The organism is Schaalia hyovaginalis (assembly GCF_014208035.1).
In the GTDB taxonomy this organism is placed as follows: Bacteria; Actinomycetota; Actinomycetes; order Actinomycetales; family Actinomycetaceae; genus Pauljensenia; species Pauljensenia hyovaginalis.
In genome coordinates, this window is the sequence record NZ_JACHMK010000001.1 from 1,507,252 (window position 1) to 1,528,174 (window position 20,923).

Annotated in this window: 17 protein-coding genes; 1 reads left to right on the plus strand and 16 read right to left on the minus strand. The window is 67.4% G+C overall.

The window, feature by feature from the left end:
- Both HD592_RS06485 and aspS read right to left on the minus strand, forming a co-directional pair.
- On the minus strand, positions 1 to 372 hold the full coding sequence (locus tag HD592_RS06485; protein ID WP_184452686.1) for a PadR family transcriptional regulator: 372 nt from the start codon (positions 370 to 372) through the stop codon (positions 1 to 3).
- A 140-nt stretch (positions 373 to 512) separates the two neighbouring features.
- The gene (gene aspS, locus HD592_RS06490) at positions 513 to 2,327 is read right to left on the minus strand and encodes an aspartate--tRNA ligase (protein WP_184452688.1); all 1,815 of its coding nucleotides are present in this window, start codon (positions 2,325 to 2,327) and stop codon (positions 513 to 515) included.
- Between the two features lie 101 nt (positions 2,328 to 2,428).
- Here aspS and HD592_RS06495 point away from each other — a divergent pair, with 101 nt between their 5' ends.
- The gene (locus HD592_RS06495) at positions 2,429 to 3,793 is read left to right on the plus strand and encodes an MFS transporter (protein WP_184452690.1); all 1,365 of its coding nucleotides are present in this window, start codon (positions 2,429 to 2,431) and stop codon (positions 3,791 to 3,793) included.
- Between the two features lie 59 nt (positions 3,794 to 3,852).
- Here the strand turns inward: HD592_RS06495 and HD592_RS06500 are convergent, their stop codons facing one another.
- The 14 genes from HD592_RS06500 to HD592_RS06565 form a co-directional block, all read right to left on the minus strand.
- On the minus strand, positions 3,853 to 4,182 hold the full coding sequence (locus tag HD592_RS06500) for a hypothetical protein (RefSeq protein WP_184452693.1): 330 nt from the start codon (positions 4,180 to 4,182) through the stop codon (positions 3,853 to 3,855).
- 301 nt (positions 4,183 to 4,483) lie between these two features.
- Positions 4,484 to 4,939 carry a hypothetical protein gene (locus HD592_RS06505; RefSeq protein WP_221437835.1) on the minus strand — a complete coding sequence of 152 codons (456 nt, stop codon included), beginning with the start codon at positions 4,937 to 4,939 and terminating at the stop codon, positions 4,484 to 4,486.
- Positions 4,936 to 6,294 (minus strand): C2 family cysteine protease, encoded by a 1,359-nt coding sequence (locus HD592_RS06510; protein ID WP_184452696.1) that lies wholly within the window; start codon positions 6,292 to 6,294, stop codon positions 4,936 to 4,938. Before HD592_RS06510 ends, HD592_RS06505 begins: the two co-directional genes overlap by 4 nt.
- Before the next feature lie 592 nt (positions 6,295 to 6,886).
- A complete protein-coding gene (locus HD592_RS06515) occupies positions 6,887 to 9,064 on the minus strand; it encodes a DEAD/DEAH box helicase (protein WP_425503088.1) in 2,178 nt (725 codons plus the stop codon).
- Between the two features lie 179 nt (positions 9,065 to 9,243).
- Positions 9,244 to 10,845, minus strand: coding sequence for a GTPase family protein (locus HD592_RS06520; RefSeq protein WP_184452698.1), 1,602 nt, complete (start codon positions 10,843 to 10,845; stop codon positions 9,244 to 9,246).
- The gene (locus tag HD592_RS12475; RefSeq protein ID WP_184452701.1) at positions 10,836 to 11,186 is read right to left on the minus strand and encodes a hypothetical protein; all 351 of its coding nucleotides are present in this window, start codon (positions 11,184 to 11,186) and stop codon (positions 10,836 to 10,838) included. The genes HD592_RS06520 and HD592_RS12475 overlap by 10 nt, the downstream gene beginning before the upstream one ends.
- A 38-nt stretch (positions 11,187 to 11,224) precedes the next feature.
- Positions 11,225 to 12,214, minus strand: coding sequence for an IS481-like element IS5564 family transposase (locus HD592_RS06530; protein WP_011273866.1), 990 nt, complete (start codon positions 12,212 to 12,214; stop codon positions 11,225 to 11,227).
- Positions 12,214 to 13,389, minus strand: a complete 1,176-nt coding sequence (cmx, locus tag HD592_RS06535) for a chloramphenicol efflux MFS transporter Cmx (RefSeq protein ID WP_005297378.1) — start codon at positions 13,387 to 13,389, stop codon at positions 12,214 to 12,216. Before cmx ends, HD592_RS06530 begins: the two co-directional genes overlap by 1 nt.
- A 21-nt stretch (positions 13,390 to 13,410) precedes the next feature.
- Complete coding sequence (locus HD592_RS12605; RefSeq protein ID WP_011113070.1) at positions 13,411 to 13,464, minus strand: chloramphenicol resistance leader peptide; 54 nt, start codon at positions 13,462 to 13,464, stop codon at positions 13,411 to 13,413.
- Positions 13,465 to 13,579: 115 nt separating this feature from the next.
- Positions 13,580 to 14,983 (minus strand): dynamin family protein, encoded by a 1,404-nt coding sequence (locus HD592_RS06545; RefSeq protein WP_184452703.1) that lies wholly within the window; start codon positions 14,981 to 14,983, stop codon positions 13,580 to 13,582.
- Entirely contained in the window at positions 14,967 to 16,316 is a 1,350-nt protein-coding gene (gene hisS / locus HD592_RS06550; protein ID WP_184452705.1) for a histidine--tRNA ligase, read from the minus strand. The genes HD592_RS06545 and hisS overlap by 17 nt, the downstream gene beginning before the upstream one ends.
- 59 nt (positions 16,317 to 16,375) lie before the next feature.
- Complete coding sequence (locus tag HD592_RS06555) at positions 16,376 to 17,101, minus strand: MBL fold metallo-hydrolase (protein WP_184452707.1); 726 nt, start codon at positions 17,099 to 17,101, stop codon at positions 16,376 to 16,378.
- Positions 17,102 to 17,103: 2 nt separating this feature from the next.
- A complete protein-coding gene (locus tag HD592_RS06560; RefSeq protein ID WP_320657636.1) occupies positions 17,104 to 18,432 on the minus strand; it encodes a DUF349 domain-containing protein in 1,329 nt (442 codons plus the stop codon).
- A gap of 171 nt (positions 18,433 to 18,603) precedes the next feature.
- Positions 18,604 to 20,910, minus strand: coding sequence for a RelA/SpoT family protein (locus HD592_RS06565; RefSeq protein ID WP_184452711.1), 2,307 nt, complete (start codon positions 20,908 to 20,910; stop codon positions 18,604 to 18,606).
- Positions 20,911 to 20,923: the final 13 nt, after the last annotated feature.

Sequence of the window (20,923 nt, forward strand, 5' to 3'; positions counted from 1 at the left end):
TCACGCCGTGGCGCCCCGCGCGCGAGCAGGCCGCGCCGGGCCCGCTTTGAGCCGCCTCAGAGCATTCATGCGGGCCTTGGCGATGGCGGCCCTCGCCTCGAGGGCGCGGACCTCCTCGTCGAGCGCGTCCCCGCCCTCGTCCGTGAGCCGGTAGTAGCGCCGGGCCCGACCGTCGACGATCTCCTCCCCGTCGCTCACGATGAGCCCCTCGCCCGCAAGACGCTCGAGGGCGGCGTACAGGGAGGTGGCCTTCAAGACGACGCCCCCATCGGAGAGGCTCGCGACCTCGCGCATGATGTCGTAGCCGTGCCTGCGCCCCTGCGCGAGGGCGGTGAGGATCCAGAAGGAGTTGCGCGTCAGCGAAGTGCTCATGGAATAACCATACAACAAGTCATATGCCATCAACAGGCATATGACTTGCGCATGTCGGTGAGGAAACGCAGCGGGGCGGCATGACGCGCATGCCGCCCCGCTGCGCTCATCCCCGTGGGGATGAGCGCACGCCCCTCAATTCACTCGGTCTTCCCGGATTCATCCTGCGCCGTTTGCTCACCGCGATTCTTCGGCTCGGCGTCGACGCCCGCCTCCTTGCGCTGGTGGGCCGTGATCGGAGCCGGCGCATCGGTGAGCGGATCGTAGCCGCCGCCCGACTTCGGGAAGGCGATGACGTCGCGAATCGAATCCGCCTTCGTCAGGAGCGCGACGATCCGGTCCCACCCGAATGCGATTCCGCCGTGCGGCGGCGCACCGAACTTGAAGGCGTCGAGCAGGAATCCGAACTGCTCCTGCGCCTCCTCCTCGCCGATGCCCATGACGTTGAAGACGCGGTTCTGGATGTCGCGGCGGTGGATGCGGATCGACCCTCCGCCGATCTCGTTGCCGTTGCAGACGATGTCGTAGGCGTAGGCGAGGGCATTGCCCGGATCCTCGTCGAAACTGTCGAGCCATTCGGGCTTCGGAGAAGTGAAGGCGTGGTGAACGGCCGTCCACGGGCTGTGCCCGAGCGCCACGTCCCCCTCGGCCTCGGCATCGCCGGTCGGCTTGAACAGCGGCGCATCGACGACCCAGGTGAAGGCCCAGGCATCGGGATCGATGAGATCGCAGCGCTTGCCGATCTCGAGACGCGCGGCGCCGAGCAGCTCGCGCGCAGGAGTCGCCTTGCCTGCGGCGAAGAAGATGCAATCGCCGGGCTTGGCCCCGGTCGCCTCGGCGAGGCCCTCGCGCTCGGCCTCCGTGATGTTCTTCGCAACCGGACCGCCGAGCGTCCCGTCCTCGCCGACGGTGACGTAGGCGAGCCCCTTGGCGCCGCGGGCCTTCGCCCACTCCTGCCACTTGTCGAAGGTGCGCCGCGGCTGCGAGCCGCCGCCGGGCATGACGACCGCGCCGACGTAGGGCGCCTGGAAGACGCGGAAGCCCGTGTTCGCGAAGTACTCGGTGAGGTCGACGAGCTCGAGTCCGAAGCGCAGGTCGGGCTTGTCCGAGCCGTACTTCTCCATCGCGTCCTTGTAGGTCATGCGCGGCAGCGGAGTCGGCAGGTCGTAGCCGATGAGGGACCAGACGTTCTTCATGACGTCCTCGGCGACCGCGATGACGTCGTCCTGGTCGACGAAGCTCATCTCGATGTCGAGCTGGGTGAACTCGGGCTGACGGTCCGCGCGGAAGTCCTCGTCCCGGTAGCAGCGCGCGATCTGGAAGTAGCGCTCCATCCCCGCGACCATGAGCATCTGCTTGAAGAGCTGGGGCGACTGCGGCAGCGCGTACCACGAACCCGGATTGAGGCGCGCGGGCACGATGAAGTCGCGCGCGCCCTCGGGCGTCGAGCGCGTGAGGGTCGGAGTCTCGATCTCGACGAAGTCGTGCGCGTAGAGGGTGTCGCGGGCGGCCCGCGAGACCTTCGAACGCAGGCGCAGCGCGTACTGCTCGGGTTCGCGGCGCAGGTCGAGGTAGCGGTACTTCAGACGGGTCTCCTCGCCCACGTTCCCGGAGTCCTCGGCGTGCGCGGACACCTGGAAGGGAAGGGGGGCCGAAGTGTTGAGGATCTCGATCTCGTCCCCCATCACCTCGATCGCTCCGGTCGCGAGATTCGCGTTCTCATTGCCCTCGGGGCGGGCGCAGACCTCGCCGGTCACCTTGAGGACGAATTCGGAGCGGAGTTCGTGTGCGACCGACTCGTCGCGGACCACGACCTGGGCGATCCCGGAGGCGTCGCGAAGATCGACGAAGGCCACGCCCCCGTGATCCCTGCGACGGTCGACCCAGCCTGTGAGGGTGACCGTCTGGCCGATGGTTTCGACACCGAGCGAGCCGATGTTATGGGTTCGGAGCACGTGCATTCCTTTCATCATTGCCGACCGCGAGACGGGCGGAGGCACCCGGGAATTCTACGCCCGAGTTTGGACGCCCCCAAGACGGGTGGGAGGATTCGCTGGTGAGTGTTGACACCCCCGCGAAGGAGCCCTGGCGCCCGATCGAGATCTCCCTCCTCATCGGATCCGTCCTCCTCATCACCCTCGCCGCCTTCGAGGGCCTCGCGACGACCACGATCATGCCCAACGTCGTCGCCGAGTTCCACGCCGACTCCTGGTTCTCGATCGCCTCGGGCGCGGCCCTCGCCGCCCAGCTCTCGGCCACGGTGGTCGCCGGCGGCCTTTCGGACTCTCGGGGGCCCAGGCGCGTCCTCGGATACGGCGTCGCCCTCTTCGCGCTCGGCCTCCTCGTGTCCGGGTGCGCGCCGCTGATCGAGATCTTCGTCATCGGGAGGATCATCCAGGGAGTCGGCGGCGGCCTCATCATCGTCCCCCTCTACGTGTTCATCGGGTCGATCGCCGCCCCCTCGCACCGACCGGGCTTCTTCGCCGCCTTCTCCCTCTCCTGGGTCCTGCCCGGACTCGTCGGCCCCGCGATCGCCGGATACGCGGTCTCACTCGTGGGCTGGCGCCCGGTGTTCCTCTCCGTGCCCGCGCTCGCGCTCATCGCCCTCTTCCCCCTCATCGGGGTGCTCCGCGCCCTCGGCGCGCACGAGCGCTCGCCCTCCTCCCTCGCGCGCCTGCTCCGCCTCGCGGTCCTCGCCGGGGGCGGCGTGGTCCTCCTCCAGCTGTCGGGCGCGCTCGGCGGCCTGCCCCTGGTCGCGGTCGCGCTCCTCGGACTCGTGCTCACCGGGCTCACGCTCCCCCGACTCCTGCCGAAGGGCGCGTTCGCGCTTCGGCCCGGATTGCCCGCAGCGATCATGACGAGGCTCCTGGCCATGGGGGCGCAGGCGGGCGCCGCGGCCGTCCTCCCCCTCGTCCTTCAGCGGGTCCACGACTGGGAGCCCGAATCCGCTGCGCTCGCCGTCACGATCGGCACCGTTTCATGGTCCGCCGGGGCGACCCTTCAATCCCGGATCACGGGCTCCGGACGACGGCTGCGCCTGCCGTTGATCGGCGTGGCCCTGCTGACGCTCGGCATCGTTCCCATCGTCGCGCTGGCCCACCCGCGGGCATGGATCTGGGTCGCGATGCTCGGCTGGTTCATCGCCGGGGCGGGCACGGGACTCATGCACTCCACGCTGTCCGTCCTGTCCCTGGATCTGACCCGTCCGGCAGAGCACGGCAAGGTCGCCAGCTGGCTCCAGGTGGCCGACGCCTCGGGCGCCGCGATCGAACTGGCGATCATGTCGATCGTCATGGCTGCCTGGAACTCCCTCGGGACGGGCGGCAGCCTCGCCTACCTACCCGCTCCGCTCATCGCACTGGTCTTCTCGATCCTCGCACTCGCCTCCGCCTTGCGGATCAGTGGCACCGGTTCCCGCTGAAGACCGGGAGCCGCCGACGAATGCTTCACCCTCGCCTTTGAAGACCTTCACCTGACGGATCAAGATACACGGGGATCCAAAACGAAATCCGGATCGGGCTCGAAACAGAAAGTCGCCGTACCACCACCACCATCAAAACCCGGAGGACGAGTACGCGGCACCACATCCAACAACGTAAACGTCCCCACCCCCGCATGCGTCACAGCCTCACCCACCACCAACGACGCATGAACACCACGAGTAGCCCCACTTAGGTCAACAGTGTCCGGCGTAGCCATCATGACGCCATCCTCAATCCGAACTCCGGCAACAGTAAGCGAAATATCTTCCCCAAGAGCGAAGTTAGTATTCTCAGCGACGCTAATCAGATGCCCGTTCGTACATGACATGAAATCATCCTCCCTCATAAAGGTCGGCGAATCCGGATACTGCTTCGAAGCGTCACGATACCCGCACCCCGACACAAGACCACCCACCACAACCGCAACAACAGCACAGCAAACCGTCCTACGCGCCCCGCTCACCGATACCGCCCCCAATCAGCACACCCCTACAACAATCCCCGCTTAGCACAGAGCACCCCCACCGAAACCCGCCAATCACACGGACCAGTGGCACCGGTTCCCGCTGAAGACCGGGAGCCGCCGACGAATGCCTCACCCTCGCCTTTGAAGACCTTCACCTGGCGGATCAAGATACACGGGGATCCAAAACGAAATCCGGATCGGGCTCGAAACAGAAAGTCGCCGTACCACCACCACCATCAAAACCCGGAGGACGAGTACGCGGCACCACATCCAACAACGTAAACGTCCCCACCCCCGCATGCGTCACAGCCTCACCCACCACCAACGACGCATGAACACCACTGGTATAACCGATGCTGACAAAGGATGCCTTCATCACTCCGTCTTCAATCCGAACTCCGGCAACAGTAAGCGAAATATCTTCCCCAAGATCGAAGTTAGTATTCTCAGCGACGCTAATCAGATGCCCGTTCGTACATGACATGAAATCATCCTCCCTCATAAAGGTCGGCGAATCCGGATACTGCTTCGAAGCGTCACGATACCCGCACCCCGACACAAGACCGCTCAACGCCACCGCCAAGACAGCGAAACCGACGACTGCTCTCATATTGATCACCGGTAAGGCCCTCCGATCGCCACATCCCCGTAGTAATGGCCGAAATCCTCCCACGACATGACAAAGGACGCAGGAGCCTTCACCACACCTTTGGGGCGATCATTCCAGCCCCAAGGATTGCGCAGGGTCACGCCCTCGCTCGTCGCCTCTTCAACCATGAAGGCGTGACCGTGCGGGATGCGGATGCTTTGCTCGGCCCCGTTGATCGTAACTTCCACATCTGCCCATCCAGCATCAGGGAAGTGCGCCTCGGGCGCGCTCCCCGTTCCCGCAGTCATCGGTCGGCGCTCCGACAGGGCCCGCATGATCTGCTCCTGATCCTCTGAGTGATAGCCCTCGCCCCAGCCGAAGAACCCCTGATGACGCGACACGCCGCCTGGGGTGACATTCGTGATGTCCTGGAGCGCCTCTGCGCGGCTGCCCCCACCGATGCCGTTGTACGGGCCGCTGTCGAGAGTCCCCCCGGGATGTATCTGCCCATAAGCCGACTCGAATACGGACACCATATTCGGCTTCAGCCCATTGACCCCGCGCTGATACGTCGAGTCGACGAAGACCTCCCTCTTCGCGGACTCCTCAGGATGAAGAGGATCATCGTAAACCGTGACGAAGAAGCCATCCACAACGAAACCGGGAACCCCATCGGTGCGCGGCCTGCGTCTCACCCGAACGCAGGACTTCAACCACGCCCGGCCCTCAGGGGATGCCAACACAGCCATGAGACCGGCCAGGTAGTAGCAATCCCCGATACCTCCCTGCCGAACATCCCTGTACGAGAGCGAATCAAAGCCCTCCCACATCGCCGTCATCTCATCAACGGTGAGAACGTGCAACTCACCGACGTTGTTCCCATTGGGATCCAGGTTCACAGGCTCAAGATGCACGGCTTCGCACACAACGGCCCCGCAGGCGATCGCTTCTGAACGCACCCGCGAAAGAACCTCGTGATACCGGCCCAACAAAGACATCGCCTCGGGCAGCAGGAAGAAGAACTGAGCGCGGCGCTCATCTTGAGGAGCCAGCTCCCACGCCTCATCAATATCCGCCATCCGCCCCCTCAGATCCGCAACACTCTGCTTCGCCGAATCCACGACCCACGCATAGGTGTCAACCGCCCTCAGTGCGCTATCCACTCCTGAAGCCAAGGATGCGCCCGACGCACACACCTGATCGAGTTCATCGTCGAAAGCATCGCGCGCCCGCCCCTCCCACGAAGGTGCAGCACGCCCGCTGTCGCGCATCTCATCACGAATCCGCCACGCCTCAGTCGAGGCCGATGACAATCCATCCGCAACAGCATGCAGACGCGGTCCATCCCCGGGAATATCTTCGATCCACCCTGCGAACACGCCCATTGGATCTCCTCACTGATACGCGTTCTCGTCCCAAGCGAACAAGACCTGCAACTCCTCCTCCATCGCCTGGGTCTGATTCGAAGTGTCCCCGACTGCATCCGCGACTCGCGAACACCACCGCCCCAAAGCCCGCACGCGCTCCCCAGCATCTGAACGAAAACTCCCGTACGCACTCTGAGTCACGGGGAAACCCCATGTCGCGACACCCACATCATCGGGAAGTACAAGCCCTGCATACGCATCTGCGCCAGCGCCGAGCCTGCCCTTCAAAGCGGACATCTCGTCAGAATCCATATGGAAGTCGCTCACAGGACCATCACCTCACCACCATTGTGTCCTAAATCACTACACGTCAGCAGGCTAGCACACGCGTTCGATGCGACCTGATAGAGAGCCGTACAGGGGCAAGCCCCGAGTAATCAGCCCCTTCCATCCCATTTTCTCGCCGTCATCCCCTACTCGACATTCCTCAACTCGTCCTGTGTCCCCTCTCGGCATACCCTCGTCACCGTCATGAGGATCGTCGAACGCAACCCACACCGACAATGAACGCGGCTGCCGGGAAGTTCCCGGCAGCCGCGCTCCTCATCGCTTAACGGTAGTGGCGCTTCCCGAAGGATCGGCCTCCAGACTGTCCGCGACCGTCAGAATCCCGGCGGTCATCTCGTTCATGGCGCTCGAAACGCCGCCCCCTCAGGCCGTGCGAATCGCGCCCCTTGAAACCGCGCCCGCGGTCCTCGCGCTCGCCGAAGGAGTCCCGCCTCTCATAGCGCCTCGCGTACTCGCGCTCCTCGCGGTCGCGCGGCGGACGGCCGGAACGATCGAAGCGCTGCGCGCCCTCGGAGCGCTCCGCGCCCCGGGCGCCCGGCCCCTCGTCGAGACGGATCCTCAAGGGCCTGCCCTGGACGTAGCCGCGACCGATCTTGTCGAGCTGCTCCTGCGACAAGTCAGCGGTGATCTCCACCAGGGAAAAGGTCGGATAGATCTCGATATGGCCGACGTCGCGCCCGTCGATCCCGCCCTCGCCCGCAATGGCGCCCACGATCGAACCGGGCTTCACGCGATCCTTCTTGCCGACCTCGACGCGGTACTTCACGCTCGGCCCGTGAACCGGCCGGCCGCCCGCGCGCCGCTTCGCCGAATCCCGCCCCGGACGCAGGGGACGGTCCTTGTCGCGCTGGCCCTCGAAGGAGGCGCCGATGAACTCACCGGTCTCATCGACCTCGCCCTCATCACGCTGGCGGCCCTTCGCGCGCCCCTTCTCGACGCGGGGCTTGGGGCCCTCGTCCCCCACCGCATCGGCCATGAGGGCCGCGGCGAGATCGACCAGTTCCAGGCCCTCGGCCCGCACCGCCGTGTCGAGCAGCTCGCGATACATCTCGAGGCGGCCCTTCTCGATCCGCGCCGGGAGCGTCTCGAGGACGCGACCCGCCCGGAATTCAGAAACCGCGGCCGGGGAGGGAATCGCGACCTCCTCCATCGGCGTGCCGGTGAGGCGTTCGATGCGCTTGAGCCGCGAATGCTCGCGGGGCGTGAAGAAGGTGAGGGAGCGGCCCTGGCGGCCGGCCCGGCCGGTCCGGCCGATGCGGTGCACGTAGGCCTCGGGTTCGCGGGGCACGTCGAAGTTCACGACGAGGGAGATGCGCTCGACGTCGAGGCCGCGGGCCGCCACGTCCGTGGCGACGAGGACGTCCAGGGACCCGGAGCGCAGGCGCTCCACCATGCGCTCGCGCTCGGTCTGGGCGACATCGCCGGAGATGCCCGCCGCGCGGAAGCCCCGGGCGGACATCTCGAGGGAGATCTCCTCCACGTCGGCCCGGGTGCGGACGAAGACGATCGCGGCGTCCGCCTCCTCCTGGCCCTTCGCGATGTGCTGGGCGCGGGTGGCCAGGACGCGCGAAAGAGCCCCGATCTTGTGCTTGTAAGGAACCACCGCGTAGGTCTGATGGATCGTGTCGACCGTCGAGGACTCCTCCGAGACGGCGATCTTCACCGGATCGGTGAGGTGGGTCTTCGCGATCCGTTCAATGGCCGCAGGCATCGTCGCCGAGAACAGGGCCGTCACGCGGTCCTCGGGCACCTCGGAGGTGATCGTCTCGACATCCTCGGCGAAGCCCATGCGCAGCATCTCGTCGGCCTCGTCGAGGACGAGCATCCGCACTCCGGAGAGGTCGAGCGCCCCCTTGTCGATGAGGTCGATGACCCTTCCCGGAGTTCCGACGACGACCTGGGCGCCGCGCCTCAGGGCCGAGATCTGCGGGCCGTAGGGGGAGCCGCCGTAGACCGGGACGACGACGAGACCGCGCGTGCGCGCGGCGAAGTCCTCGATGGCCTGAGCCGACTGCATCGCGAGCTCACGCGTGGGCGCGAGGACCAGGGCTTGAACGCCCTGCTCCTCGGCGTCGACGATCGCGAGCATCGGAAGGCCGAAGGCGGCCGTCTTGCCGGTGCCAGTCTGCGCGATGCCGACGACATCGCGCAGTTCGAGCAGAGCGGGGATGGCCTCGGCCTGAATCGGGGTCGGGGTCGCGAAGCCCATGGAGGTGACGGCGGCGAGGATCTCCTCGGGCAGACCGAGATCGGCGAAGCTCACACGGTCCCCGGCCTCCTCCTCGTCGGCATCCTCGATCCCGGCGTCGAGCGCCTCCTCGGAATCGACGGGCTCGTCGAGGTCGACCGGGGGCGCAGCAGCGGGCCCGTCAAGTTCAACAGGGGCCGAGAAGTCTTCAGCGTCGGGGGTTTCGGGCATGGGGGTATCGGGCACAATCATCCTTGGAGTCGTGGTCATTCGAGGCCGGTATCACCGGACCGGGCCCATCGGGGCCTTCGGCGCCGCCTCGTACACACAACACTCACCCGCAGGTGCCCATCACAACACGAAAGGCGCGCCTCATCGCCCTTCCAGCCTAGCCGAGGAGCGATGCGCCGCAGCGACGCCCCTCCGTGAGTTCACTCACCGCCGGCGGGCCCGGAGCCCCGATCGGAGAGCAGTCGCACGATCTCGCGCTGGCGGGCGTCCTCCGCCTCGAAGGCCGCAACCGGGCCCTCGAGGAGCTCGTCGGCGAGGAGGCTCCGGAAGCGCCGACGCGCCGCCGCCGACGCCCTCGCAGCGCCCCAGGCGACGCCGATCCGTGACACGAGAGCGATCAGCACCGTCGCCCCGACGCCGAGGAGCAGGCACCACGTCGGCACCGGCACGCCGTGCCTCAGGGGGACGGGGAGCGCGACGAGGAGCGCGTCCTCGACGATGCGGGCCGCTGCCAACCAGCCGGCGCCCGCAATCGCCACCATCCACGCGATGGCCTGAAGCCCGGAGGATGCGCGCCACCACCGCCGGATCGGATTCGGATCGACTCCGGACCTGCCGACGACGCGGTCGCACAGATCGGGAACCGCATCGACGAGCCGGGCGGAGATCGCCGACATCGCCGCCGCCCAGGCATGAGGCCGGCCCCGTCCGATCTTGGCACCGACCCTGCGCAGGGCGGTCGCCGTTCGGGCGCGCATCGCCGGATCGACAGCGAAGTCGACGACGGGCGCCCCGGGATGCCCCTCGTTCCTCCGAAGGTGGGCCCGGCGCGCCGGATCGGCGCGCAGATGACGGATCCACCGGGTGGGGATCCACGCCGCCCGGGTGACCCCCCGATGCCGGTAGGAGTCCCCGACCGCATCGGCGAGCCCGTCGAGCCCGCCGGAGCGCGCGATCTCGTCGGCGAAGGCGCCCGCAAGGCCCCGCGAGTCGAAGGCGGGGAGCGAATCGGGGATCTCGGCGCCCGATCGCAACAGCTCCCCGACCCGCCCGAGGGCCCCGACGGCCTTCACGGCACTCGCGCGCACCATCCGCGCAACGGCGTCGATGACGTCGGCGAGCGGGGCGATCCCCTCGCCGGTCAGTGCCGACACCGCCAGCACCGCGCTGCCGCGGGCGCCGTCCTCGTCGAGGAGGCGGCGCAGATGCTCGACGACGGCCCTGCGCTCGGACGGGTCGAGGCGATCGACCTGATTGAGCACGGTCGCCGTTGCCCGCGCGGAGTGCGCCATCGGCGCGACCCACTCGGAGTGGATCACCTCATCGGCGTACTTCTGCGGGTCCACGACCCACAGGATCATGTCCGCGCGCTCCGAGACGCGCCGGGCGACCTCGCGATGCTCAGCGGCGCGGGAATCGATATCGGGCAGGTCGACGATGACGACGTTCCCCGGGATCCGCATCCCCTCGACGCTCGCACGGCGCTCGACGCCGAGCCAGTCGAGGAGCTCCGCCGCATCGAGGCCCGGCGAGTGCGCGGCCAGGGGCGCGCGGGTGGTGGGCCGCAGCACGTCGACCTCGGCGAGCACATCGCCGACGAGGGCGTTGAACAGGCAGGACTTGCCCGACCCCGTGGCGCCGACGAGGGCGATGACGACCGTCTCGGGGTCCAGGACCGCGCGCTCGCGAACGATGAGGAGATCCGCCGCGGCCTCGTCTCTCACGGGCTTCGCAAGCTCGTCGCCGAGGAGCTCGAAGGCCCGCTCGAGCCCTTCTGCGCGTTCCAGGATCCTCACAGCCATGAGCCGCGCACCTGAGCGATCGATTCCAGGAGCGCCGTCGAGGACTGCTCCTGCGGCAGCGCCCTCCTCAGCGGGCCGAGCTGCTCGGCCAGTGCCGCCCTCATCCTGTCCTCCAGATCCTTCCTCGCGGCCCTCGTCATCGCCCGCACGGCCTGATCGCCGAAGACGGTCTCGAGGAGCTTCTGGGCGAGCACCGCCGATGCGCCCGCGATGCCGACCTCGGCACCAGTGAGCCCTCCCGTGGAGGCGAAGACCGCGATGATGAGCGCCACGGAAACGGCATTGAGCCCGACGGCCGCGATCCGGGCCCTCGCCCTCCGGTCGCTCCCCTCGGCGCGCACCGTCTCGAGGAGGCGCCGCTGCCAGGCGCGCGTGAGCTCTAGATGTGATGTCCAGGGACGTTGTTGAGTCGGTCGAAGGGTACGCCGCCAATCGCAGAGTGGTGTCGGTGGTGGTTGTAGAAGTGGAGCCAGCCGGGCAGCGCCAGGCGTCGTTCGGCCTCTGAACCGTAAAACCTGGCATAGGCCCAGCCGTCCCCGAGCGTGCGGTGGAATCGCTCGATCTTCCCGTTCGTCTGCGGCCGGTAGGGGCGTGTCCGCTTGTGTCGGATGCCGAGCCGAGCGCAGAAGTCCCTCCATGCGTGGGATCTGTATGCCGACCCGTTGTCGGATAGGACTCGCTCGACGGTCACGCCTCGTTCGGCGAACCAGGCCACGGCGCGTTCGAGAACTCCCACCGCTGTGCTCGCCTGCTCATCCGACCAGATTTCTGCGTATGCGACGCGGGAGTGGTCGTCGATGACTGTGTGAACGAACGCCGTCCCGGTGCGCGGCTTGTGATCTTTTCCTCGTGGTAATCCCGGAGTCGCGAGCTTGTTCCGTGCGCCTTGCTGCCGACCTACGTAACGATGTCCACCGCCGTCGGGGATGTTGCCGAACTTCGTGACATCGACATGAATCAACGATCCCGGATGAGGATGCTCATATCGCCGCAATGGCTCGCCAGTGACACGATCGATATGCGAGAGGCGGTTCACGCGGCAACGGACGAGGACCGCGTGAACAGTCGACGTCGAGAGACCAAGTCGCGCAGCGATCTGGGCTGGCCCCAGTCGAAGCCGCCAGCGCAGGTTGATGATCTTCTTCTTGACATGCTCGGGCGTCCTGCCTGGGATCCGGTGCGGCTTGCTGGAGCGATCCTGCATCCCAAACTCACCCTCTTCCCGGTAGCGGCCTGCCCATTTCCGGGCAGTGATCGGGGAGACCATGAACATCTTTGCGGCGATCGTGGCCGGATAGCCGTCTTCGACAATCAGCCGAGCTAACCGGAGACGGGCACGAGGAGTGAGAAGAGCGTTCGGATGGGTCATCAATTGGCCTCCGCCGCGGTCTTCGTAAGCGCGCGTCTGGTGAGAAGCATGATGACGAGAGCGATCGCTGTCAGCACCGAAGCGACCCAAACCGGCGCGAGCAGCCCCAGCCCGGTCGCGAGCCCGAGCGCACCAAGCACGGGCCCCGCTGCAGCTCCGATATTCAATGCTGCGGTTGCGTACGAACCGCCCATCGTTGGCGCACCCGATGCTGCATACAGCACACGCGTGATCAGAGTACTGCCGACGCCGAACGACAGGAATCCCTGAACGAGGACGAGGACGATAAGCGCAACGGGATGAGATGCGACCACTGCCAACACGATCCAGCCTGTCAGCAATAGCGGTCCGCCGACTGCGAGCACGAGGCCAGGTCGTTGATCTGATAGTCGTCCTGCGATCGTGACGCCAAGGAACGATCCGATGCCGAACATCACCAGCGCGACGGACACCCACGCTTCGGCCAAGCCCGCGGTCTCGGTCACGATGGGTGCCAGGAAGGTGAATGCCGCAAAGGTCCCTCCGTTGATCAGCGCTCCGAGTGCCATGGCCAGGATGAGCCGCGGCGTCGCCAACTGGCTGAGCTCGACACGGAGCCTTGGTGAGGTCGCGCTAGTCTCGCTCCGACCAACATTGTTCGTGACGCCACGAATGACTCCAACGGCCGCGGGAATACAGAGGATGGCGATCGCCCAGAACGTCGTTCGCCAGCCCAGCGCTGTGCCGAGCAGTGCCCCGGCGGGGACGCCCACGACGGTTGCGATCGTCGTGCCGGAGAGCAGGATCGACAGTGCACGCCCCTTCTGGTTCGCTGGCACGAGGGTAGTGGCCGTGCTCAGTGCTACGGCGAGGAATCCTGCGTTTGCGAGAGCGCTGAGCACCCGGGTGATGAGCAGGAGAGAGAACACTGGTGTCATCGCTCCGATGACGTGGCTTCCCGCGAACACGAGAAGGCAAACGATCAATGTGAGCCGCGGTGGCCAACGGCGAGCGAATGCCGCCATCACTGGCGCGCCGACGACCATACCGACTGCGAATGCGGAGGTCAGCAGGCCCGCAGTGCCGACCGAGACGTCAAGTTCGGTCGCGATCGCGGGGAGCAATCCCGCGAGCATGAATTCTGAAGTGCCCATGACGAAGACCGCCAGGGCAAGCATGTAGAGGGCAAAAGGCATCGAGTACTCCGAGGTGTGAGATCAAGAAATGGTTCTTCTTGTCACCACGGCCAGCGCCCCGGGTACGCCAGACATACGCCCACACAGATCGTGGGCGTCGTAACTAGTGGTTCAAGGGGCTGGCGGTGTGACCGACAACCCCTGACCTGTCTGATTCGGGACTCGACATGCCCCAAACTCTAACATGCCTTCAATGGCAAGCGGTCTGGACAGATACTTCTTGAATCGGCACGGTGTCATTACGGGCGGGGGCCAGAACAACGTCCCTGGACATCACATCTAGAGCACGGGCCTCGACCTCGTCGATCGGGGCGCGCGGAAGCGATCGGGACAGGCGACGCGTCCACTCGGGGCCCTCCCAGCCCGCGCGGGCCTCGTCGTCGGCGCGGTGGAGCTCCTCGAGGACGAGTGAGACGAGCCCGGCCTCGATCGCATCCTCGACCGGCGTGATCGGGGCCGGCCGTCCGCGCAGCCACGCGCCGAAGCGGTCGCGCGCCCTTAGGAAGGAGGTCGACAGGAGGCGCGTCGCGTCGGCGGCTCCCACCGCCTCGTTCCAACGGGCCAGCACCTCCCCCCTCAGCTCCGAGGCGTCGGCGGTCGCAGCGCGCAGGCGGGCCAGGCTCGCCTCCTCGGCCCGGTCGACGACCGTCAAGGCCTCGGCGCGCGCATGGGAGGCGCGATCGATCGCATCGGCGAGGAGCTCCGCGAGCTTCACGACCTCGCCGATGGCCCCGGTCAAGGCGATGCGGGCGAGCTCCCTGCGCGAATCCGCACTCGCTGCGCCTTCGGCGAGGCGTGCGCGCAGTTCCGCGACCGCCCCGGGCTCCAGCATCCCGTCAACGAGGGCGGACTCCTCCACGACGAGCAAGGGGGCCCGCTCGAGGCCCCGACGATCCATGAGGGCGCGCAGGTCCCCCGCCACCGCTTCGCGGGCTCCGGGGGCGACGCGATCGAGGACGACGAGCACGGTGATCCCCGAGACCGCGGCCTCATCGAGGAGCCTCCAGGGGACCTCGTCGGCGTAACGGGCCGCACTCGTCACGAAGACCCAGAGATCGGCGGCGTCGAGAAGGCGGCGGGCGAGCGCCCGGTTCTCATCGGAGATGGAATCGACATCGGGCGAATCCAGGATGGCGAGCCCCTCGGGCAGCTCCGGGCACTCGCGCATTTCGAGCTCACCGGCGCTCCCCGCTCCCGCGGGCGCGACCGGATCCGAAGCGCCGCGATGCACGCGCACGAGGCCCGGAAGGACTCGGGGCGAGTCGAAATGGGACCGGTCATCGCCCCTGTGCAGGAGGACGGGGCGGCGCGTCGTCGGACGGAGCGGCGAGGAGGCGCAGACCCGCGCTCCCGCCAGGGCGTTGACGAGGGTCGACTTGCCCGATCCCGTGGATCCCCCCACGACGGCGAGCAGGGGCGCGTCAAGGGAGGAGGCCCGGGGCAGGACGAAGTCGTCCAGGCGCCGCAGCGCGCGCTCGCGCGCATCCCGGCCCCGGGCGGCGCCCGGAGTCCCGAGGGGGAGCAAGACCGAGCGGAGCGCGCCTCGCAGGTCCTCGAGCGCCGCGATCGCGTCCATCTCAGCCGATCGCTTCAACCCGCGGCGCGAGATCCTCCGCCGCGGGCGTCCAGGTCCCAGGCGCGGCCTCGACCTGCTCTCCCGAGCGGATGTCCTTCACCGTGTCCGGCTCGCCCGGCCCGCCCGGGAACCAGACGAAGGGGATGCCGCGCTTGTCGGCGAACTTGATCTGCTTGCCGAACTTCGCGGCCGTGGGGGCGACCTCCGTCGCGATTCCGCGGTCGCGCAGGATCCGCGCGATCGACTCGGAGCGCTGACGGTCGTCCTCGTCGATGACCGCGACCACGACCGCCGCGGGCGACTTGCGCGTGGCGCGCACCATCGGCGCGGAGATCATCCGCGACACGAGGCGCGACACGCCGATCGACAGGCCGACGCCGGGATAGGTGCGCTTCCCGTCCTTGGCGAGCGAGTCGTAGCGCCCGCCCGAACAGATCGATCCGAGGTCCTCGTGGCCCTCGACCACGGACTCGTACACCGAGCCCGTGTAGTAGTCGAGACCGCGGGCGATCTTCAAATCGGCCTCGATCGCACCGGGCATGCGCGCGGCGGCGGTCTCCAGCAGGGCGCACAGCTCGTCCAGGCCCTCCTCGAGGATCTCCCCCGACGCTCCCAAAGCCTCGATCCGAGCGCGGATCTCGGCCGGATCGGCGCTGCGGATCGACGCCATGTCGAGGAGCGCGCCCGCCTGCTCGCCCGTGATCCCCGACTCCGCCAGCTCGGCCGCCACGCCCTCGGGACCGATCTTGTCGATCTTGTCGAGGCCGCGCAGCGCCGCCTCCACGTCCTCGACCCCGAGCGCCTCGCACACGCCCTGGACGACCTTGCGGTTGTTCACCAGAACCGTCACCTTGGGGATCGGCAGCCGCGACAGCGCCTCGGCCATGACGAGGGGCAATTCGACCTCGTAGTGGAAGGGCAGTGCGCCATCGCCGACCACGTCGATATCGGCCTGGATGAACTCGCGGAAGCGGCCGTCCTGCGGCCTCTCGCCCCTCCAGACCTTCTGGATCTGATAGCGCTTGAAGGGGAAGTCGAGATCATTCGCGTTCTCGACCACGTAGCGCGCGAAGGGCACCGTCAGATCGAAGTGGAGGCCGATCCTGCGCTCCTTGCCCGAGTGCCGCCCCGCCTCGGCGTCCTTCAGGGCCTGCAGGCGATCGAGGACGTAGATCTCCTTCGAGGTCTCCCCCTTCGCCTCGAGCTGCTCGAGGGTCTCCACGGCCCGGGTCTCGATGCCGCTGAAGCCGTGGAGTTCGAAGACCTCGCGGATGCGGTCGAGGACGAACTGTTCGATGATACGGCCCTCGGGGAGCCATTCGGGAAATCCGGAAAGAGATGCGCGTGCCATGGGGGCATTCTCCCACGACACACGCACCCCTTACGATTCGACGTCGAGTCGCGAGCCCTTCAGCCGATCATCCGGGCCCTGCGCAGGTACGCGTTCGACTCGAGTTCGGCCGCCATCGTCGTCAGCGCACCGTGCCCCGGGATGAGCAGCGTCGCGGGATCCAGGGCATTGGCCAGGGTCCTCAAGGAATGACGCATCGTCTGCTCGTCGCCCCCGGGAAGATCCGTGCGCCCCACCGAACCCGCGAAGATCACATCGGCGCTCAGGGCGAAGGGCGCGGGCGCATCGGCCGCCGCGAGTTCGACTCCCCCGCTGTCCACCGACCAGCGCGCCTCGCCGAGGAACACCGACGAGCCCTCGGTATGACCGGGTGCCGGCACCATGAGCAGACGGACTCCCGCGACCGCTTCGAATGCGCCGCCGGGCGCATCGCGGAGATCAGCGGGGGCGATCCATTCGCCCGCCTCCTTTGGGACGGGCAGCGGCACATGCGCGCCCGGATCCTGCATGCGGTAGCGATCCGGACCCGGGATGAAGACGGGGGCCTCGCGCCCCTGCTCCTCGATCGCCCAGGAGGCGACTTCCCGGCACTGCCACACGTGGTCGGGGTGCCCGTGAGTCGCGAGCACCGCACCGACGCGCGATCCGGTCCCTTCGAGGACTTCGCGGATCCGATCCGTCACCCCCCACGACGGGTCGACGACGAGGGCGTCCGCGCCCTCATCGGGCACGATCACCACGCAATTCGCCCCGTAGTAGGGGGTCGGGATGACGCTGATGCGCATTTTCAGGCCATCGTCGAGCGGATCTGCTCCAGCCAGCTCCGCTTCGTCGCGAGGGCCTCCGCCAGCGCCTTCGCCGAGCCCTCGTCGCCCGCCGTCTCAGCGGCCGCCAGGTCGGCCTCGAGCCCTTCGATCTGGGCCTCGAGCTGGCCGAGCATGCCCTGAGCCCTGGCGCGGGTCTCGGGGTTGGTCTGACGCCACTCCTTCTCCTCCGCTTCGCGGATGGCCGTTTCAACCGCGCGCAGACGCGATTCGATCCTGTGCAGATCCGAGGACGGCACGCGGCCGATCTCGTCCCAGCGGTCCTGGACCGAACGGAGGGCGGCCTTGGCGGCTTCGAGATCGCCGATCGGCACGATCGCCTCGGCCTCCTCGAGGAGGGCCTCCTTGGCGACGAGATTCTCACGGTATTCGCTGTCCGTCGCCTCGTCCTTGGCCCGACGGGCGTCGAAGAAGACCTGCTGAGCAGCGCGGAAACGCGCCCACAGGGCGTCGTCCTCCTTGCGGGAGGCCCGCGGGGCGGCCTTCCAGCGGTTCATCAGCTCCCGATAGGCGCCCGAGGTCGCTCCCCAATCCGTCGAGGAGGACAGGGCCTCGGCCTCGGCGATCAGGGCCTCCTTCACGCGCTTGGCCTCGGACTGGGCCTGGTCGAGGGCGGAGAAGTACTGGCGGCGATGCCGGTCGAACTGCGTGCGCGCCGAGGAGAAGCGCTTCCACAGCTCGTCCTCGGTCGCCTTGTCCAGGCGGGGCCCCTTGCGCTGCAGGGTCTTCCACTCGTCGAGCAGCTCGCGCAGCGTCTGGCCGGACTGCTTCCAGTGGGTCTTCTCGGGGTCCTGCTCAACGATCGCCTCGGCCTGCTCGACGACCCGGGTGCGCTGGGCGAGCGCCTCCTCACGAGCGGCCTTGCGCTCCGCCTTGGCCTCTTCCTTCCGGGCCTCCGCCCGCGCCTTCACCGCCTCGACCCGGTCGCGCAGGCCCTGGAGGTCGCCGATGGCAGCGGGTTCCCTCACCGCCTCCACGATGGTCGCGAGGGTCTGATCGATGTCCTTGGGCGACAGGGTCGCGAGGCGGTCCTCGAAGAGCTTCACCGTCGCCTCAAGATCCGCGAAGCGGCGCTCGTAGAGGGCGAAGGGCTCGGCGGGAGCGCCTTCCGGGTATCCGCCGATCTCGCGCTCGACGCCGGCGTCGATCACGTAGACGCTGCCGTTCTCGTCGATGCGGGCGAACTCGTGGACGAGGGCGGAGGCGCTCGCCGCGGCCGGCGCCTCGTTGGTCGCCGTGGATCCGGCATCGGTGGCGGGGACGTTGGCCTGCTCGTTGGGCGTCGTGGTCACGGTATTCCTTTTCGAGGACGAGGGTGCGGGGCACCCGTGCATGGAAGATGCTCCACGCGTGGTGGCGCGAGGTGCTCCGATGTGGCGCACCTCTCCCAGTCTAGGACCACGAGGGGCTCCAACTCGACGCAGTGACCGAATCGAGTCCTGGATGTCACATTCGCCGGGGATTCAGGCCCGGTCCTGTCCCGACAGGCGGACCGCCTCGAAGACCCCGTCGACCCTCCTCAATGCCGAGAGCACCGCGTTGAGGTGGCCCATGTCCGCCATTTCGAAGGAGAACTGCGCCGTCGACACCTGATCGTTCGAAGTGCGGGTCGTCGCGGTGATGATGTTCACACCGTAGTCGCTCATCACCCGCGTGAGATCGGACAGCAGTCCCGAACGGTCCAGGGCCCGCACCCGGATCTGGACGCGGAAGACCTGGCCCGTCACGCCCTCCTCCCAGGCGACGTCGATGAAGCGCTCCGGTTGCAGCTCCTGAAGCCGCACCGCGTTCCGGCAGCTCGCGAGGTGGACCGAGACGCCCTGGCCGCGCGTGATGAAGCCGACGACCTCGTCTCCGGGCACCGGCGTGCAGCACTTCGCGAGCTTGACCCAGATGTCCTTCGCGTCCATTCCCGCGACGGTGATGCCCGAATCCGAGGAAGCCGCCCGGCGCGGGCCCGCGGCCCCCGGCGTCACCGCCTCCGACAGGGTCTCCTCGGTGCCGTCGCCCCCGCCCAGGTTGTCGACGAGCTTCGTCACGACGTTGCGGGGCGATACCTGGTTCTCCCCCACGGCCGCGTACAGGCTCGAGACATCGGGGTAGCCGAGGGAATTCGCGACCGAGAGGATCGACTCGTGGTTCATGAGGCGCTGAAGCGGAAGGTTGAGCTTGCGCATCGCCTTCGCGAGCGCCTCCTTCCCGTCCTCGACCGCTTCCTCGCGGCGCTCCTTGGAGAACCAGGCCTTGATCTTCGACCTCGCCCTCGGCGATGCGACGAAGGCGAGCCAATCGTGGGAGGGCCCCGCCTTATCGGACTTCGAGGTGACGACCTCGACGGTCTCGCCCGATTCCAGGCGGGTGTCGAGGGAGACGAGACGGCCGTTGACCTTCGCACCGACCGTCCGGTGCCCGACCTCCGTGTGCACCGCGTAGGCGAAGTCGACGGGGGTGGAACGCGCCGGGAGGACGACGACCTCGCCCTTGGGCGTGAAGACGTAGACCTCGTCGCCGGCGATCTCGTAGCGCAGGGAATCGAGGAACTCCTCGGGGTCTCCCGTCTCGCGCTCCATCTCGACGAGGGCGCGCAGCCAGTTCGCCTGCTCGTCCGAGGTCATCTTGTCCGAATCCGGGCCCGTCGCATTCGGGTTCTGCTTGTACTTCCAGTGTGCGGCGACGCCGTGCTCGGCCCGTTCGTGCATCTCGTAGGTGCGGATCTGGATCTCCACCGGCTTGCCGCCCGGTCCCACGACCGTCGTGTGCAGGGACTGGTAGAGGTTGAACTTCGGCATCGCGATGTAGTCCTTGAAGCGACCAGGGATCGGATTCCATCGCCCGTGAAGGGAGCCGAGGACCGAATAGCAGTCCTTGACCGAATCGACGAGCACGCGGACCGCGACGAGGTCGAAGATCTCGTCGAAGGCCTTCCCGCGCACGATCATCTTCTGATAGATCGAGTAGTGGTTCTTCGGGCGGCCCGACACCGTCCCCTTCGTCCCGGACTTCCTCAGGTCCTCCTCGATCTGGCCGACGACCTCGCGCAGGTAGATCTCGCGCTGCGGCGCCCGCTCGGAGACGAGATGATCGATCTCCTCGTAGATCTCGGGGTAGAGCGTCTTAAAGGAGAGCTCCTCGAGCTCCCACTTGACCATGTTCATCCCGAGGCGGTGAGCCAGCGGCGCGTAGATCTCGAGCGTTTCGCGGGCTTTGGCCTGCGCGGACGCCGCGGGCACGAACTTCCAGGTGCGCGCGTTGTGGAGCCGGTCCGCGAGCTTGATGAGGAGGACGCGGATGTCGCGGCTCATCGCGACGATCATCTTGCGGAGGGTCTCCGACTGCGCCGCCGCGCCGTAGCGCACCTTGTCGAGCTTCGTCACCCCGTCGACGAGGGCGGCGATCGCCTCGCCGTAATCGGCGCGCAGCTCCTCGACCGTGTAGTCGGTGTCCTCGACGGTGTCGTGGAGGAGGGCCGCGACGAGGGTCGGGGTCGTCATCCCCATCTCGGCGAGGATCGTCGCGACCGCCACCGGGTGGGTGATGTACGGTTCGCCGGATTTGCGCACCTGTCCGCGGTGATGTTCCTCAGCGGTCCGGTAGGCGCGTTCGATGACGGAGACGTCCGCCTTCGGATGATTCGCCCTCAGAGCGCGAACGAGGGGTTCGATCTCGGGAATCGTCGGGCGTGAGCGCGCACCGAACCAGACGAGGCCGGATCGTACGAACGATCCGGCCGCGGGAGGCTTGGAGCCTGCGTCAGTTGTCTGGTCGGTCATGCCCCCATGATAG

Excerpts from the sequence above, each read along its gene's own strand:
- HD592_RS06485 (WP_184452686.1), bottom strand. The coding sequence starts at position 372 with ATGAGCACTTCGCTGACGCGCAACTCCTTCTGGATCCTCACCGCCCTC.
- HD592_RS06500 (WP_184452693.1), bottom strand. The coding sequence starts at position 4,182 with ATGTCATGTACGAACGGGCATCTGATTAGCGTCGCTGAGAATACTAAC.
- HD592_RS06510 (WP_184452696.1), bottom strand. The coding sequence starts at position 6,294 with ATGGGCGTGTTCGCAGGGTGGATCGAAGATATTCCCGGGGATGGACCG.
- HD592_RS06515 (WP_425503088.1), bottom strand. The coding sequence starts at position 9,064 with ATGATTGTGCCCGATACCCCCATGCCCGAAACCCCCGACGCTGAAGAC.
- HD592_RS06520 (WP_184452698.1), bottom strand. The coding sequence starts at position 10,845 with ATGGCTGTGAGGATCCTGGAACGCGCAGAAGGGCTCGAGCGGGCCTTC.
- HD592_RS06530 (WP_011273866.1), bottom strand. The coding sequence starts at position 12,214 with ATGACCCATCCGAACGCTCTTCTCACTCCTCGTGCCCGTCTCCGGTTA.
- cmx (WP_005297378.1), bottom strand. The coding sequence starts at position 13,389 with ATGCCTTTTGCCCTCTACATGCTTGCCCTGGCGGTCTTCGTCATGGGC.
- hisS (WP_184452705.1), bottom strand. The coding sequence starts at position 16,316 with ATGGCACGCGCATCTCTTTCCGGATTTCCCGAATGGCTCCCCGAGGGC.
- HD592_RS06555 (WP_184452707.1), bottom strand. The coding sequence starts at position 17,101 with ATGCGCATCAGCGTCATCCCGACCCCCTACTACGGGGCGAATTGCGTG.
- HD592_RS06565 (WP_184452711.1), bottom strand. The coding sequence starts at position 20,910 with ATGACCGACCAGACAACTGACGCAGGCTCCAAGCCTCCCGCGGCCGGA.